The sequence below is a fragment of the Pseudoduganella plicata genome (genome assembly GCF_004421005.1).
GTDB lineage: Bacteria > Pseudomonadota > Gammaproteobacteria > Burkholderiales > Burkholderiaceae_D > Rugamonas > Rugamonas plicata.
This window is the reverse complement of the sequence record NZ_CP038026.1, coordinates 3,256,215-3,272,666: the sequence shown is the minus strand read 5'-3', so window position 1 is coordinate 3,272,666 and position 16,452 is coordinate 3,256,215. Positions and strand designations below refer to the sequence as shown.

13 protein-coding genes and 1 pseudogene are annotated in these 16,452 nt (G+C 65.2%); 10 read left to right on the top strand and 4 right to left on the bottom strand.

The window, feature by feature from the left end; all coding sequences use genetic code 11:
- Window positions 1-27: 27 nt before the first annotated feature.
- Together E1742_RS14310 and E1742_RS14305 are read right to left on the bottom strand one after the other, a co-directional pair.
- On the bottom strand, window positions 28-399 hold the full coding sequence (locus tag E1742_RS14310) for a hypothetical protein (protein WP_134385585.1): 372 nt from the start codon (window positions 397-399) through the stop codon (window positions 28-30).
- A gap of 97 nt (window positions 400-496) precedes the next feature.
- A complete protein-coding gene (locus E1742_RS14305) occupies window positions 497-2,827 on the bottom strand; it encodes a catecholate siderophore receptor Fiu (RefSeq protein ID WP_134385584.1) in 2,331 nt (776 codons plus the stop codon).
- A 170-nt stretch (window positions 2,828-2,997) separates the two neighbouring features.
- Between E1742_RS14305 and E1742_RS14300 the strand changes: the two genes are divergently transcribed.
- The 3 genes from E1742_RS14300 to E1742_RS14290 all read left to right on the top strand — a co-directional run bounded on the left by E1742_RS14300 (window position 2,998) and on the right by E1742_RS14290 (window position 5,027).
- Complete coding sequence (locus tag E1742_RS14300; RefSeq protein WP_134385583.1) at window positions 2,998-3,681, top strand: glutathione S-transferase; 684 nt, start codon at window positions 2,998-3,000, stop codon at window positions 3,679-3,681.
- A gap of 79 nt (window positions 3,682-3,760) precedes the next feature.
- Complete coding sequence (locus tag E1742_RS14295; protein ID WP_134385582.1) at window positions 3,761-4,537, top strand: 5'-3' exonuclease; 777 nt, start codon at window positions 3,761-3,763, stop codon at window positions 4,535-4,537.
- Between the two features lie 49 nt (window positions 4,538-4,586).
- Window positions 4,587-5,027 (top strand): response regulator, encoded by a 441-nt coding sequence (locus E1742_RS14290; RefSeq protein ID WP_134385581.1) that lies wholly within the window; start codon window positions 4,587-4,589, stop codon window positions 5,025-5,027.
- Here E1742_RS14290 and mnmA read toward each other — a convergent pair.
- Together mnmA and E1742_RS14280 are read right to left on the bottom strand one after the other, a co-directional pair.
- Complete coding sequence (gene mnmA / locus E1742_RS14285) at window positions 5,007-6,122, bottom strand: tRNA 2-thiouridine(34) synthase MnmA (protein ID WP_134385580.1); 1,116 nt, start codon at window positions 6,120-6,122, stop codon at window positions 5,007-5,009. The genes E1742_RS14290 and mnmA overlap by 21 nt on opposite strands.
- A 19-nt stretch (window positions 6,123-6,141) precedes the next feature.
- Complete coding sequence (locus E1742_RS14280; protein ID WP_134385579.1) at window positions 6,142-6,621, bottom strand: NUDIX hydrolase; 480 nt, start codon at window positions 6,619-6,621, stop codon at window positions 6,142-6,144.
- Between the two features lie 263 nt (window positions 6,622-6,884).
- Between E1742_RS14280 and E1742_RS14275 the strand changes: the two genes are divergently transcribed.
- The 7 genes and pseudogenes from E1742_RS14275 (at window position 6,885) to E1742_RS14245 (ending at window position 16,445) form a co-directional block, all read left to right on the top strand.
- Window positions 6,885-7,997: a Re/Si-specific NAD(P)(+) transhydrogenase subunit alpha gene (locus E1742_RS14275; protein ID WP_134385578.1), complete on the top strand. Its 1,113-nt coding sequence runs from the start codon at window positions 6,885-6,887 to the stop codon at window positions 7,995-7,997.
- Window positions 7,998-8,009: 12 nt separating this feature from the next.
- Window positions 8,010-8,315, top strand: coding sequence for a proton-translocating transhydrogenase family protein (locus E1742_RS14270; RefSeq protein WP_134385577.1), 306 nt, complete (start codon window positions 8,010-8,012; stop codon window positions 8,313-8,315).
- Window positions 8,315-9,769, top strand: a complete 1,455-nt coding sequence (locus tag E1742_RS14265) for an NAD(P)(+) transhydrogenase (Re/Si-specific) subunit beta (RefSeq protein WP_134385576.1) — start codon at window positions 8,315-8,317, stop codon at window positions 9,767-9,769. Before E1742_RS14270 ends, E1742_RS14265 begins: the two co-directional genes overlap by 1 nt.
- Window positions 9,770-10,146: 377 nt before the next feature.
- Window positions 10,147-11,226 (top strand): LacI family DNA-binding transcriptional regulator, encoded by a 1,080-nt coding sequence (locus E1742_RS14260; protein ID WP_134385575.1) that lies wholly within the window; start codon window positions 10,147-10,149, stop codon window positions 11,224-11,226.
- Window positions 11,227-11,308: 82 nt separating this feature from the next.
- Window positions 11,309-12,591: pseudogene (locus E1742_RS27380) on the top strand (glycoside hydrolase family 5 protein).
- On the top strand, window positions 12,578-13,933 hold the full coding sequence (locus E1742_RS14250; protein ID WP_134385574.1) for a GH1 family beta-glucosidase: 1,356 nt from the start codon (window positions 12,578-12,580) through the stop codon (window positions 13,931-13,933). The pseudogene E1742_RS27380 and the gene E1742_RS14250 overlap by 14 nt, the downstream one beginning before the upstream one ends.
- A gap of 28 nt (window positions 13,934-13,961) precedes the next feature.
- A complete protein-coding gene (locus E1742_RS14245; RefSeq protein ID WP_134385573.1) occupies window positions 13,962-16,445 on the top strand; it encodes a glycoside hydrolase family 3 protein in 2,484 nt (827 codons plus the stop codon).
- The last annotated feature ends 7 nt before the right edge of the window (window positions 16,446-16,452 follow it).

The window sequence follows — 16,452 nt, the reverse complement described above, 5'->3', positions numbered from 1 at the left end:
CTGTCGCCGCGCGATGTAAGCGGCGACTTACGCCGCCCGGCCGGCCGCATGCAAGACCAATCCCTCCACCGCCAGTGCGATCAGCACCAGTCCTGTCACCCACGCCTTCTGCGATGGCGCGACGATCCACGATAACATCGCCAGGAATCCCAGCGCGATCAGTGCCGTGAACAGGTGCGTCAGGCGCACGCCGAACACATGATCCGACGGGGGAATCGCTGAATACCGGAACTCGAAGGGCCACATGCCGATGCTGGTCGTCAGGTGCAGCAGCAGCGCGCCGATCGACAGCGAGAGCGGCTCTGCCTGAGGCCAGGCGGCGAGCGCGCCGGCCAGCGCGGCGATGAGCAGCAGCTCGGCACCATACAGCGCCAGGCGGTAACGGGTTCTCGTCTTCATGAAGCGATGATAGCGCCAACGAGGCCAAAAAAACGCCACCGCAAGCGGTGGCGCAAACTGAAGGAGACTTGCGTCTCGGGAGGTTCTTACAAAGGCGTCAGAAGCGGAAGGTTGCCGTCACGCTGGCCGAACGGGGCTGGCCTGGCGTGTAGCGGTAGCCGCTCTTGTTGATTGCCGCGACGTATTCCTTGTCCGTCAGGTTGTAGACGTTCAGGCGCAGGTCGATGTTCTTGTTGATCGCATATTCGGCCATCGCATCGGCGACCCAGTAGCTCTCGGCGTAGGCCGGCGTGCCGACGGCGCCGTCGGTGCCGCGCATCAGCTTGCCCTGGTAGCGTGCGCCGCCGCCAATCTTCAGGCCGAACGGCAGCGTGTACGACGTCCAGCTGGTGAACGCGTCTTTCGGCGTGTACGACAGCTGGTTGACGCCGGAAGCCGTGATGACCTTGCCGCTTTCGACTTCCGTCTTCATGTGCGTATAACCCGCGCTGACCAGCCAGTTGCGCGCCAGCTCGCCCGTGACGCTGATCTCGATGCCTTTGACGCTCTTCTTGCCGGTCTGATAGTAGACGCTCGTATCGGTCGTATCCTGTTCGATCTCGTTGCGCACGGTGGTGTCGTAGATCGCCGCGTTCAGCGCCAGCTTCTGCTTGAAGAACTCCCACTTGGTGCCGATTTCCTTCGTCGTCGTCTTCTGCGGATCGTAGTTCGGGTTCGACGCGCTGTTGGCCGAGGCGGACAGGCTGAAGTTCGAGCCACCCGGCGGCTGCTGCGACGTGGCGACGGTGGCGTAAACGCTGCTGTCCGGCGTCGGCTTGTACAGCACCGACAGCTTGCCGTTGACCAGCGTGTCGTTGGCCTTCAACGTCGTCGGCATGACGGTGCCCACCGGCAGTTGCGGCTGCGCCGTGGCCGTCGACAGCGTCGTGCCAAAGAAGTCCGTGTTGTAGTGGTCGGCGCGCACGCCGCCATGCACCATCCAGCGTTCGCCGATCTTGACGGTGTCGAACACGTACAGGGCCTGCGTGTCGGTGGTACCACGGCTGCCCACGCCACTGCGCACGGGGCGCAGATCCGACGGCAGGACCGCAGGATTCGGGTGGTACAGGGACGTTTCCGTCAGCGTGCCCAGGCCAACGTAGCCGACGCTGGTCTGCTTCTCGCTGATGAATTCCAGGCCGGCGACCATCGTGTGACGCAGTTCGCCCGTGGCGAATTCGCTCGTCAGCACTGTCTGGTTCGTCATGACGGTGTTTTCCTGGTCCTTGACGGTGCGATTGGTACGCTTCATCCGCCACGTGTCCGGATCGGCGGGATTCGCCAGCGGCGGTTCGGTCACGAGGTTGGCGGCCGAACCCATGAACGCCGTCAGCAGGTAATCCTGCTTCGTCTTGCCATAGCGGGCCGTGTTCTGCAGCTTCAGCGTGGGCGAGAAGTCGTGTTCGATGCGCACGGTTGCCATGTCGGCCGTCACGTCGTCGTGGTCCGTCAGCACGCCATAGAAGCCTTGCGGGTCGACCATCGGCGCATTGGTCAGGTACGGGCGGCGCTTGGCCGGGTCCTTGTTGGTGCTGTCCGGGCTGGTATAGCCGGGCAGGCCGATCGTCGGCACGCCGCCGTCGGGGATATTGTTCTGTTTGACGTGCAGGTACGACAGGTGCAGGCGGGTCGGGCCGTTCAGGCCGAAGGCCAGCGTCGGCGCCACGCCCCAGCGCTTGTTCTCCACCACGTCGCGCGCCGCGTTGCCGCTGTCCTGCGCCATCACGTTCAGGCGGAACGCCGTGCCGCTCTCCGCGTTCAGCACGCGATTGATGTCGGCGGTGGCGCGTTTCTGCTTGCCGCTGCCGGCCTTGACGCTGGTCGAGAGCCCATCCTGCATCTGCGCCTGCTTGGAGTTCATGTTGATGGAGCCCGTCGGCGAGCCGCGGCCGCTGTCGGTACCGGCCGGGCCTTTCAGCACGTCGATCTGTTCGACGTTGAAGACGTCGCGCGAGATCGAGCCGATGTCGCGCACACCGTCCACATAGATGCTGCCTGACGAATCGAAGCCGCGCATGAAGATGGCGTCGCCGGTATTCGTGTTGCCGTTCTCGCCCAGGAAGAATGCACCCACCCCCGGCGTGTTGCGCAGCGCTTCCGTCAGCGTCTGCGCGCCTTGCTGCTCGATCAGCTCACGCTTGATGACGGTCAGCGTCTGCGGCGTATCGACCAGCTTTTCCGTGTATTTGAGCGAGCCGGCCCGGTCGGCCTTGAATTCGTTGACCTTGCTGCCGCCGACCACGACTTCGATCGGCCGTGCTGCTGCCGCCTCATCGGCCGCAGGAGCGCCGTCTCCGGCCTGCGCCACCACCGGCAGCATCAGCGTTGCCAGCACAGTGCTCATCTGGAGTCGGGTCGGGGCCAGCCTGCGGCTCTTGATATGTGCCATTCTTGCTCTCTTCAAATGTAAATTTGTGTAAAGAAGGCGATCATAGCAACGTCGTCCATTGAAGTAAATAAGAATTGTTATCATTCGCATTCGCTCATGGGCAGTCATGATGTCGGACACGGCGCTGAAAATGTTAAGCTTGCGTCTCTCTGATACCGGAAGGAACGTGCATGATCGTCGTCCATCACCTGAACAATTCCCGTTCGCAGCGCGTGCTGTGGCTGCTGGAAGAGCTGGGGCTGCCTTATGAAGTGGTGCGCTACCAGCGCGATGCGAAAACGATGCTGGCGCCGCCGGAGCTGAAAGGGGTGCATCCGCTGGGCAAATCGCCCGTGATCGTGGACGGCGAATGCAAGGTGGCCGAGTCGGGTGCGATCATCGAATACCTTCTGGACAAGTACGATGGGCGGGAAGGGCGCGGCGCATTGCAGCCCGAACGGGGCACGCCGGAAAAACGGCGACTGACCTATTTCCTGCATTACGCCGAGGGCTCGATGATGGCCCCGCTGCTGATGAAACTGATTTTCGACCGCGTCGAGAGCGGTCCTGCGCCGTTTTTCGTCAAGCCCATCGCCCGCGGCATCGCGCAAAAGGTCAAGGGCAGCTATATCCAGCCACAGATCAACCAGCACCTGGCTTACCTGGAAGGGGAGCTGCGCGAGCGATCGTGGTTTGCCGGCGACACGTTTTCGGCGGCCGATATCCAGATGAGCTTCCCGCTGGAAGCGGCGGCAGCGCGGGGCGGGCTCGACGAGCGCTTCCCGAAACTGAAGTCCTTCCTCGACCGTATCCACGCACGCCCGGCATATCAACGCGCGCTGGCGCAGGGCGGCCCGTATGAATTGCTGCGTTGAAATTGCTACAGTGAAATAAGGTGGCCACGGCCGCTGCGGTAAAATGGCGGCCACCGAACCACCCGCACCATCGTTTCCCATGGGTAGACTGCTTGCCATCGACGGCCTGAACATCGTACGCCGCGTGTACGAGGCCAGCCCGGAACCCGATTCCGACCTGAAGGCGGAGATCGCGCTGCGTCACGCGCTGAACTCGTTCCGCACGCTGATCAACGGCCACGAGCCCACGCACGTGCTGCCCGCGTTCGACTTCGGTGGCACTACGTGGCGCCATGCGCTGTACGGTGGGTACCGCGAGTCGCGCGCGCCGATGCCGTCGCCATTGCGCGCCGCGCTGCCGGGGTTTTACGCGACATTGGAGAAGTTCGGCCTGCGGCCCGTGTCGCTGGCGGAGGTGGAGGCGGACGACGTGATCGGCACCGTCGTCACGCGCTGGCTGAGTGAAAACCGCGGCGAGGCGGTGGTGGCCAGTACCGACAAGGACCTGCATTGCCTGATCGCCGACGGCGCCCGCGTGTGGGACCACTTCCGCAGCGAGTGGCACGATGCGGCGTGGGTGGAGAACAAATGGGGCGTGCCGCCGGCGCAGCTGCCGGACCTGCTGGCGCTGATGGGCGATGCGACCGACAGTGTGCCGGGCGTGTCGAAAGTGGGACTGAAGACGGCGGCGCGCCTGCTGCGCACCTACGGTACGCTGGACGGCATCATGGCCGGTGCCGGCATCCTGAAGGATACGGTGGGCGAGGCGCTGCGCAAGGAGCGGGATATGTTGTATCTTTCCCGTCAGCTGGTGCAACTGAAAACGGATGTGCGTGTCGGTGTCAGCTGGAATATGCTTGTATGGGACAAGAGCTGAACCCGGAGCTGAACCCGGAGCTGAACTCGCACACAACAGGAACTGAACAATGCTCAAGGCAGTGATTATCGACAGCAGCGCGGTGGCGCGCGGCCTCCTCCAAACGGTGCTGCAGGACGGCAGCTACGACGTGGTCGGCCAGGCGCATACGTGCGCCAGCGGTACCGTCCTGCTGATCAAGCACCACCCGCAGATCATCTGCATCGCCCGCGACGCGATCGAGGCGGACATCAAGGGCGCGGAGGAGATGCGGCGTAATTATCCGAAATCGCTGATGTTCATGGTCTCCAGCGAATTCGACGCGGACACCGTGCAGCGGGCCCACGCGATGGGCATCAACGGTTTTATCGTCAAGCCGTTCAATGCCGACACGGTCCTGAAAACCATCCGCAATACCGTGATCGCGATGGTCAACCGGCAGCGAAAAGCGCTGGCCGAAGCGCAGGCGGCGCAGCCGCCCGCGGCACCGTCAGCCGGCGACCAAGCCTGAACCGGCGATAATGCCGCCGCCGAGGCAGACGTCGCCGTCGTACAGCACGGCCGACTGGCCCGGCGTGACGGCCCACTGCGCGTCGACGAACCCGAGGTTGAAACTGCCGTCGCCCTGCGGCGTCACGTCGCACACGACGTCGGCCTGGCGATAGCGCGTCTTGGCGGCGATGCGGGCGGCATCCGGCGGCACACCGGCGATCCAGCTGGCCTGGTCGGCCGCCAGCGTCGACGACAGCAGCCACGGATGATCGTGGCCCTGCACCACCCACAGCGTATTGTTCGCCACGTCCTTGCGCGCCACGTACCATGCGTCGCTGCTGCCGTCGGCGTTCTGGTACGTCTTGACGCCGCCGATGCCGATGCCCTTGCGCTGGCCGAGGGTGTAGAACGACAGGCCCACGTGCTCGCCCACGACCTTGCCGTCCGGCGTCTTCATCGGCCCCGGTTTATAGGACAGGTAGCGGTTCAGGAATTCGCGGAACGGGCGCTCGCCGATGAAGCAGATGCCGGTCGAATCCTTCTTGGCCGCATTCGGCAGCTTCAGCTCTTCGGCAATGCGGCGCACTTCCGTTTTCGGGATCTCGCCCAGCGGGAACAGGGTTTTCGACAACTGCGCCTGGTTCAGGCGGTGCAGGAAGTAGCTCTGGTCCTTGGTATGGTCCAGCGCCTTGAGCAGTTCGAAGCGGCCATTGCTTTCGTTCTGGCGCACGCGCGCGTAATGGCCCGTGGCGATCAGGTCGGCGCCCAGGTGCATCGCATGGTCGAGGAATGCCTTGAACTTGATCTCGGCGTTGCACAGCACGTCCGGGTTGGGCGTGCGGCCTGCCTGGTATTCGCGCAGGAATTCCGCGAACACGCGGTCCTTGTATTCGGCGGAGAAGTTGACGGCCTCGATGTCCACGCCGATCACGTCGGCCACGCTGGCCGCGTCGATCCAGTCCTGGCGCGTGGAGCAGTATTCGGAATCGTCGTCGTCTTCCCAGTTCTTCATGAACAGGCCGATGACTTCATAGCCCTGTTCCTTCAGCAGCCATGCCGCGACCGAGGAGTCCACGCCGCCGGACATGCCGATCACGACTTTTTTCTTGCTCATTGCTTATTCCAGTCAGTACTCAAAGCTCTTCGTAGACGGAAGAGTGGGTGTGCAGCAGGGCCAAGGGCGCGCGCTTGCCCGCCAGGTATTCATCGACGCAGGTCAGCAGCAGCGGACTGCGGTGACGCTCGCGGCACGCGGCAATTTCGTCGCGTGTAAGCCACATTGTGCGCAGGATGCCCTCGTCCAGCGGGCGGTCCAGTTCCTGGCCCACGACGCCGCAAAACGCAAAGCGCAGATACGTCACCAGCTCGCCCGTGCGGGCCGACCGGTAGCGCGACATGTACATCCCCACCAGCGCGGTGGGCGTGAATTCGTGCGCCGTTTCCTCCAGCGTTTCGCGGATCACGGCTTCCTCCAGCGATTCGTGGGGATCGAGGTGGCCCGCAGGCTGGTTCAGGCGGATGCCGTCGCTGGTTTCTTCTTCAATCAGCAGAAACTTGCCATCCCGCTCGATCACGGCGGCAACGGTCACATTGGGTTTCCAGGTACGCGGCATGTAGTCATCCTTGAGAGAGCCGGTATTTTAGCCTGTTCCGCGTTTCAACATGTGACGGGTCGGTGACAGCCCGGGTCGCACTCCCCGTACTAGTGGAAACCTGCTAAAAGTTGCAATACCAAAAACATTAACACCGGATAAATCCGTGTTAGATTGAGTCAGGGAGCGCCGCACCACCGCAATGAGCGGCAGTACCATGGCCGCTGCCATGGGCTTGTGCGTCTGCGGGTTCCACCAGTTTTTTCGCAAATCTGGAGGCACTCATGAGAATAGGGATTCCGGCCGAAACGCGGCCGGGGGAGACCCGGGTGGCGGCAACGCCCGAGACAGTCAAAAAGCTCGCAGCAAAGCATCAGGTAGTCGTCCAGGCCGGCGCCGGCGCGCAGGCGTCGATCCCGGACGACGCGTTCGTGGTCGCCGGCGCGTCCATCGTCGGCGCGGTGGAGGCGCTGGGCGCCGAGATCGTGCTGAAGGTGCGCGCGCCAGATGCCGACGAGCGCACGCAGATGCGCCAGGGCGCCGTCCTGATCGGCATGCTCAACCCGTTCGATGCGGACAACACGGCGGCCATGGCCGCCAGCGGCCTGTCCGCCTTTGCGCTCGAAGCGGTGCCGCGCATCACGCGCGCCCAGTCGATGGACGTGCTGTCGTCCCAGGCCAATATCGCCGGCTACAAGGCCGTCATGGTGGCCGCCAACACGTATCAGCGCTTCATGCCGATGCTGATGACGGCCGCCGGCACCGTCAAGGCGGCGCGCGTATTGATCATGGGTGTCGGCGTCGCCGGCCTGCAGGCCATCGCCACGGCCAAGCGCCTGGGCGCCGTCATCGAGGCGTCCGATGTGCGGCCACCCGTGAAGGAGCAGGTCGAATCGCTGGGCGCCAGATTCATCGACGTGCCGTTCCTGACCGACGAGGAACGGGAGATCGCGCAGGGTGTGGGCGGCTACGCCCGGCCGATGCCGGCCGACTGGATGCGCCGCCAGGCCGAACTGGTCCACGAACGGGCCAAACTGGCGGACATCGTCATCACCACCGCGCTGATCCCCGGCCGCCCCGCGCCCGTGCTGATCGGGGAAGAAACGGTCAAGGCGATGAAGCCCGGCTCCGTCATCGTCGACCTGGCCGTCGAGCAGGGCGGCAACTGCCCGCTGTCCGAGCTGAATAAAACCGTCGTCAGACACGGCGTGCATATCGTTGGCGAACCTAACCTGGCCTGCCACGTGGCGGCCGACGCGTCGGCGCTGTATGCGCGCAATGTGCTCGACTTCCTCAAACTCATCCTCGACAAGGAGGACAAGCTGACGATCGACCGCGAGGACGAGATCATCCGGGCGACCCTTGTCAGCCATGCCGGCGACGTGCTGAGAAAATAAGGAGACAAAAAAATGGAAGTCAGCCACACCATCATCAACCTGATCATCTTCGTGCTGGCGATCTACGTGGGCTACCACGTGGTCTGGAACGTCACGCCGGCGCTGCATACGCCGCTGATGGCCGTCACCAACGCCGTCTCCGCCATCATCATCGTCGGCGCCATGCTGGCCGCCGGCCTGACGGAAGGGCTCATCGGCCAGGTCGCAGGTACCGTCGCCGTTGCGCTGGCCGCCGTCAATGTGTTCGGCGGCTTCCTTGTCACCCAGCGCATGCTGGAGATGTTCCGTAAAAAAGATAAAAAAGAAGGAGGCAGATAATGGCCTTCATCTCCATGAACGTGGTGACGATGCTGTATCTCGTCGCCTCCGTGTGCTTTATCCAGGCGCTGAAGGGATTGTCGTCGCCCGCCACGGCCCGCAAGGGCAACGCATTCGGCATGACGGGAATGGCGATCGCGTTCGTCACGACGCTCGCGCTGATCCTCAAGCTCAAATCGGAAGCGGCGGGAATGGGCATGGGCCTCGGTCTCGTCGCGCTGGGCGTCGTGATCGGCGGCGCCATTGGCGCATATCTCGCCAGGACGGTCGAGATGACGAAGATGCCGGAACTGGTCGCGGCGATGCACTCGCTGATCGGCCTGGCCGCCGTCTGCATTGCCGTTGCCGCCGTCTCGGAGCCGCATGCGTTCAATATCGCCGCCGTCGGCGAGGCGCTGCCGGTCGGGAACCGCATCGAACTGTTCATCGGCACGTTTGTCGGCGCCATCACGTTCAGCGGCTCCGTGATCGCGTTCGGCAAGCTGGCCGGCAAATACAAGTTCCGGCTGTTCCAGGGCGCGCCCGTCGTGTTCAAGGGCCAGCACATGCTGAACCTCGTGCTGGCCGTGCTCATGCTCGGCCTGGGCCTGGCGTTCGTGCTGGCCGACGGCGTCGCACCGGCATGGACGCCCTTTGTCGTGATGACGGCGATCGCGTTCGTGCTGGGCGTTCTGATCATCATTCCGATCGGCGGCGCGGACATGCCGGTGGTCGTCTCGATGCTGAACAGTTATTCCGGCTGGGCCGCGGCGGGCATTGGCTTCTCGCTGAATAATTCGATGCTGATCATCGCCGGCTCCCTGGTCGGCTCGTCCGGCGCGATCCTGTCGTACATCATGTGCAAGGCGATGAACCGCTCGTTCTTCAACGTCATCCTGGGCGGCTTCGGCGGCGACGCGGCGGCGGCGAGCACGGGCGCCGCGGCGCCGCAGCGCCCCGTCAGATCCGGCTCGGCCGACGATGCCGCTTTCCTGATGAGCAATGCGGAAACCGTCATCATCGTGCCCGGCTACGGCCTCGCGGTCGCGCGCGCGCAGCACGCGTTGAAGGAACTGGTCGAGAAGCTGACGGAACACGGCGTGACGGTCAAATATGCGATCCACCCGGTGGCCGGACGCATGCCGGGGCATATGAACGTGCTGCTGGCCGAGGCGGAGGTGCCGTACGACCAGGTGTTCGAGATGGAGGACGTCAACGGCGAGTTTGCCCAGGCGGACGTGGCACTGATCCTGGGCGCCAACGACGTCGTCAACCCGGCGGCGAAAGACCCGAAATCGCCGATTGCCGGCATGCCGATCCTGGAGGCGTACAAGGCGAAAACCGTGATCGTCAACAAGCGCTCGATGGCATCGGGCTATGCCGGCCTGGACAACGAGCTGTTCTATATGGACCGGACGATGATGGTGTTTGGCGACGCGAAGAAGATTATCGAGGAAATGGTCAAGGCGGTCTGACGGACGTGAGCGGCCGGGCGGCGTAGGGTCGCCCGGCCATTTCCCGGATCGCGTCGATGTTCGATCTCGCCGGCCCACGCGAGCTCATGCGAGCAGAGACGTGATCCGCTGTGCAACGCCGTGGCACCCTGGTGTGGTGCCTGCCTCGATGTTCAGCTTGGCCACCTCCGCCACAAAAATCGGTCGTAAGCCAGTCCCGATTCCTGTATAGTTCACTGAAAGTGGGAACGTTTCCATGCCGTGTCTCCGGTTGCATGAGCGCGATTGCGCCAGTGGCTGAGGATGGCGTCCGTGGGTCGCGCCTGGAAAGGCGAACAGCGCAGCGGACGTAGCATGCAGTATGCTTCCCGCATTCATCACAGACAGGACAACAGGCAGTGGCAACCATCAAAGACGTAGCCCGGTTGGCGGGCGTGGGACTGGGTACGGCATCGCGCGTGGTCAGTGGCAAGGGCGCGGTCTCCCCGACCACGCTGGCGAAAGTGCGCAAGGCCATCGAGGAGCTGGACTTCCGGCCGTCGCATGCCGCGCGTGCGCTGCTGTCCGGCTATTCGAAGATGATCGGCGTCTATATCCCCGTCCTGAAGGGCACGTTCTACACGCCGATCCTGCAGCTGATCGACACGGAGCTGCGCGCCAACGGCCTGCACATGGTGGTGGCATTCGGCGCAGGCCAGGGCGACGCGCGCCGGCAGGCCGTCGAAGGCATCGAGTTCCTGGTCCAGCGCGGCTGCGACGGCATCATCTCGATGAGCAATATGCTGGAAGACGGCGATATCGAAGCCTTCGGCACGCGCGGCTCGAACATCGTTGTCGTCAACCAGGCGTTCGGCGGGGCCGCCGACCAGTGCTTCGTCGTCGACCATCGGCAGGGCGGCATGCTGGCCGCGCAGGCGCTGCTGGCGCAGGGGCACCACCGGATCGCCGTCATCGCCGGGCCGTCCACGGCGCCGGACAACGTCGAGCGGATCGAAGGCTTCATGGCGCAGCTGCAGCGCGAGGGTGTGCCGACCGACGGCATGTGGATTGCCGAAAGCGACTTCTCGCCCGAAGGCGGCTGGGCGTGCGCGCGCGAGCTGCTGGCCGCCGGTTACCCGTTCACGGCGCTGTTCTGCGCCAACGACGAGATGGCGATCGGCGCGCTGTCGCACTTCCAGGAAGCGGGCATCGCCGTGCCGCGCGATGTTTCCGTGCTGGGGTATGACGACACGCCCAGCGCGCAATTCGCGGCGCCGCGGCTGACCTCCGTGCATATCCCGTGGCGCGACGTGACGCTGGCGGGCCTGAACGCACTGCTGAACCGGTGCTACGGCGGCGAGCGGCCCGTTGCACGGACTTACCCCGTCAGCATCACGCAGCGCGCCTCGCTGGGACCGGCGCCGGCGACAGTGGCCGGCAAGCCCGGAGCCGGCACGTCGGCTGGCCGCAAGCCGTCCGACCGTACGCGCCGCACCTGACGATCACCGGCACGCCTGCAGGCGTGTTTTTTTCAACCCCGAACTGGAAAGCTTTCCATACACGAGAAGCGGAGGAGACGCGATGATGAAACGACTTCTGGCCTCGCTGCTGCTGTCGGGCTGCGCGGCCGTAACGGCCAGTGCGACCGGGGCGGCGCTGCCGATGCTGCATACCGAAGGGACGAAGTGGCTCGATCCGGCGGGCCGTCCAGTGGTGCTGCGCGGCGCCAACCTGGGCAACTGGCTGATCAACGAATTCTGGATGATGGAGCAGGGCGGCGACGAGGACGATCAATGCACGCTGGAGGCGACGTTCGACAGGCGCTTCGGCCACGCCGAACGCGAACGGCTGATGCGTCTGTTCCGCGACAACTGGATCACCACGCGCGACTGGGACGGCATGCGGCGTTACGGCCTGAATGTGGTACGGCTGCCGTTCATCTACAGCGTCGTCGAAGACGAGCGGCGCCCGCGCCAGTTGCGCGCCGATGCCTGGCGCTACCTGGACGACGCGATCGCGCAGGCCGAAGCGCGCGGCATGTACGTGATCCTCGACCTGCATGGCGCTGTCGGCAGCCAGGGCTGGGAACATCACAGCGGCTGCGCCGGGAAGAACCGGTACTGGAGCACGCCCGAGTTCCAGTCGCGCACCGAGTGGCTGTGGCAGCAGATCGCCACCCGCTATCGGGACAACGGCACCGTGGCCGGCTACAGCGTGCTCAATGAACCGTGGGGACGACGCCGGACAACATGGCCGCGGTCGTGGGCCGGCTGTACACGGCCATTCGCGCCGTGGACACGAATCACGTCATCATCCTGCCCGGCCACAGCAAGGGTATCGACGCCTACGGCAAGCCGGCCGACAAGGGGATGAAAAACGTCGCGTTCGAGATGCATCCGTATCCCGGCCATTTTGGCTGGGGCTCGCCGAACCTGGCGGTCCACCGCGAGTGGCTGACCTGCGGGGCCGACGGCAAGGGCGGCGTCTGCGAGTGGGATGCGCGCCTGCGCCGGCTGGACACGGCGTTCTTCCTCGGCGAGATCCAGCCGTGGGCGCTGATGGGGCAGGAGCTGGGCGGGCAGGTGGCCAGGGCATCGTTCGACACGTACGCCAGATATGGCTGGGCCGCGACCGCGTGGTCGTGGAAGGTCGTCAGCCGCGATGGCGGCCATGGCCCAGGCAAATGGGGCTTCGTCACCAATGCGACCGGTGCGAAGGTACCGAAGCTGGACTTTGCCACCGCGCCGCTGGCCGACATCGAGGCGCTGTTCCGCTCCTTCGGTACCCAACCCTACGAATTCCATCAACCGCTGCTGCACTGGCTGACCACCGACAAGCCGAGGGATATCCATGACATCCGATAACCGCAACACCGCCATTTGCCGCGCCGATTTCCCGGCCGGGTTCCGCTGGGGCACCTCCACGTCGTCGTATCAGATTGAAGGCGCCATCCATGCGGGCGGCCGCGTCGAATCGATCTGGGACCGCTTCTGCACCCGGCCCGGGGCGATTCGCGACGGCCGCAGCGGCGAGGTCGCGTGCGATCACTACCGGCGCTGGCCGCAGGACCTCGACCTGGCACGCGACCTGGGCACGAATGCCTACCGCTTTTCGATCGCCTGGCCGCGCATCTGGACGGAGGCCGGCACGCCCAACGAACAGGGGCTGGACTTTTATGAACGCCTGGTCGACGGCATGCTGGAACGCGGCCTGCAACCGTGGGCCACGCTGTACCACTGGGATCTGCCGCAGGCATTGCAGGATCGCGGCGGCTGGGCCGCGCGCGACACCGTGTACGCCTACACGGCGTATGTCGACGCCGTCACGCGCCGGCTGGGCGACCGGGTGAACCACTGGATCACGCACAACGAGCCATGGTGCACGTCGATGCACGGTCACTGGGACGGCATGCACGCGCCAGGCATCCGCGACTTCGGCACGGCGCTGCAGGTCTGCCATCACGTGCTGCTGTCGCACGGACTGGCCGTGCCGGTCGTGCGCGCCAATGCCGCCGATGCGCAGGTGGGCATCGCTCTTAGCCTGCATCCCGTCCGCACGGCCACCGACAGCGTCGAAGACGCCACCGCCGCGCGGCGCCATGACGGCCTGCGCAACCGCTGGTTCCTCGATCCGCTTGGCGGGCGCGGCTATCCGGCGGACGTGCTGGCGCTGCTGGGCGAGCTGGCGCCGCGCATCGAAGCCGGGGACATGGCGACGATCGCCGTGCCGACCGACTTCATGGGCCTGAACTACTATTTTCCGGAAACGATCGCCCATGCGCCGGGTCGCCCTCCGCTGCAGGTGGAAATTGTCGCGCCGCCGGACGTCGAGCGCACCGCGTTCGGCTGGGAAGTCGCGCCGCAAGGGCTCACCGAGCTGCTGCGCCGCCTGCACGGCGACTACGGCGTGTCCGCCATCCATATCACGGAAAACGGCTCGTGCTACGACGACGCGGTCAGCGACGGTGCCGTGCACGACGCACCGCGCACCGCCTATCTCGTGCGCCATCTGGCCGCGCTGCGGGACGCACTGGCCGAAGGTATACCGGTGCGCGGCTACTTCGCCTGGAGCCTGCTCGACAACTTCGAGTGGGCGGAAGGCTACACGCGCCGGTTCGGCCTGACGCACGTGGATTTCGCCACGCAGCAAAGGCTGCTGAAGGACAGCGGACACTGGTACCGCGCGTTCCTGCATGGCGACGCCTGAATACGACAATCAGAAACAAGGAGACAGCATGACCCGACGTGTAAGCCGATATCTGCTGGCGCTGGCCGCCGCGCCGCTGCTGGCCGTGACTGCCCACAGCGCGCCCCTGGCCGACTGGCCGCAAGTGAAAAGCGCCGTGGCGCCGGACGCGCGACTGGAAGCGCGCGTCCGCGCCATCGTGGCCGGCATGACGCTGGAGCAGAAGGTGGGGCAGATGACGCAGGCCGAGATCAAGACGGCCACGCCGGAGGATGTGCGCCGGTATTACCTGGGCTCCGTGCTGAACGGCGGCGGCAGCTGGCCGAAGGGGAACAAGTACGCGGCACCGGCCGACTGGCTGGCGCTGGCGGACGCCTATTACGACGCGTCGATGAGCACCGACATGAAAGTAAAAGTGCCCGTCATCTGGGGCATCGACGCCATGCATGGCAACAGCAACGTGTTTGGCGCCACGCTGTTCCCGCACAACATCGGACTGGGTGCCGCCCGCGATCCGCAGCGCATCAAGGCGATGGCGCAGGCGGTCGGCAAGGCCGTGCGCGCAACGGGGATCAACTGGGTGTTCGCGCCCACGCTGGCGGTCGTACGCGACGATCGCTGGGGCCGCACCTACGAAAGCTTCTCGGAAGATCCGCGCATCGTCGCGCAGTATGCCGGCGTCTACGTCGAAGGGCTGCAGGGCGATTTGCGCGACGACGCCAACGTCGTCGCCACCGCCAAGCATTACCTCGGCGACGGCGGCACCGACCAGGGCAAGGACCGCGGCGTCAACCGATCCGGCCGGCAGGACATGATCAACATTCACGGCGCCGGCTACTACCCGGCGCTGCAGGCGGGCGCGCAGACCGTCATGGCCTCTTACAACAGCTGGCGTGACGATGCCGCAGGCAAGGACTACGGCAAACTGCATGGCAACGGCGAGCTGCTGACGGGGGTGCTGAAGGAGAAGATGGGCTTCGACGGTTTCGTCGTCACCGACTGGAACGGTATCGCCGAGGTGCCCGGCTGCGGCAACGACAGCTGTCCGCAGGCGATCAACGCGGGCATCGACATGGTCATGGTGCCGGACGACTGGAAGCGCTTCATCGCCAACACGGTGGCACAGGTGAAGGACGGGCGCATCCCGATGGCGCGCATCGACGATGCGGTCACCCGCATCCTGCGCGTCAAGCTGCGAGCGGACCTGCAAAAGCCGTCTGGCTCCGTCCACGCCGGCAAGGTCGAGGCGTTGCAGGCGCGCGAGCTGGCGCGCAAGCTGGTGCAGGCATCGCTGGTGCTGCTCAAGAACGATGGCGGCACTCTGCCGCTGGCGCGCGACAAGCGCATTCTCGTCGTCGGCAAGAGCGCGGACAGCATGGCCAACCAGGCCGGCGGCTGGACCCTGACGTGGCAGGGCACGGACAACCGGAACAGCGACTTCCCCAACGGCGATACGATCCTGGCCGGCATCCGCGCGGCCGCCGGGGGCAAGGTCGCCTACAGCCCCGATGGGAAGGGCGTCGATGTGCGCGACTTCGATGCCGTCGTCGCCGTCATCGGCGAGGGCCCATATGCGGAAGGCGACGGCGATATCGGCCCGGCCGCCAACCTGCGGCACAGCGCACGGTATCCGGAAGACCTGGCCGTACTGAAGACGGTGGCCGGTCAGGGCAAGCCGGTGGTGACGGTGTTCGTCTCGGGCCGGCCGTTGTATGTGAACGACCTGTTGAATCTGTCGGACAGCTTCGTCGCCGCGTGGCTGCCCGGCTCCGAAGGCAAGGGCGTGGCCGACGTCCTGCTGCGCGGCGCGGACGGCAAAACGGCTGCCCCGTTTACCGGCAAGCTGTCGTTCTCCTGGCCGAAGAGCGTCTGCCAGACGCCGCTCAACGTGGGCGACAAGGACTATGCGCCATTGTTCGCCTACGGCTACGGCCTGGCGTATGGCGACCGGCGCAAGGTGGGCCGGCTGGCCGAGGACACGGGCACGGCAGGCTGCGGCACGACCAACGCGTTCCCCATCTTTAACCAGTCCGACCGCGCCACGTTTCCGCTGTACGCCCAGAGCGGCGGCGAGCGGGTGGCGCTGGGTGCCGACCTGAACGCCACGTATCGGCTGCCGACGCTGGCGGTGGAAACGGCACAGGTCAATACCCAGCAGGACGGCAAGAAGGTGACATGGTCGGGGCCGGGCTTCATCGAAGCGAAGGCCGACCGGCCGCGCGCATTGCCGGCGTGGGCAACCCGGCAGGGAGCGTTGACGTTCGACACCATCGTCGGCGCCGCTCCCCAGGGCACGGTCCAGGTCAGCATCGGTACGGCCAGCGTGGACGTTTCGGCCGAATTCAAACGCGTCGCGGGAAAAGGGCGGCAGACGGTTAAAATACCCCTTTCATGTTACAAGGGAGTGGACCTGACGAAGGTCGACAACCCATTCCGCGTGACGGCGCAGGCCGGTCTCGTGGCGGCGTTTGCCAATATCCAGGTGGTGGGCGGCGCCGCGGCCGATCCGGGCGCGCTGGAGTGCGCACACTAAAGAAAGT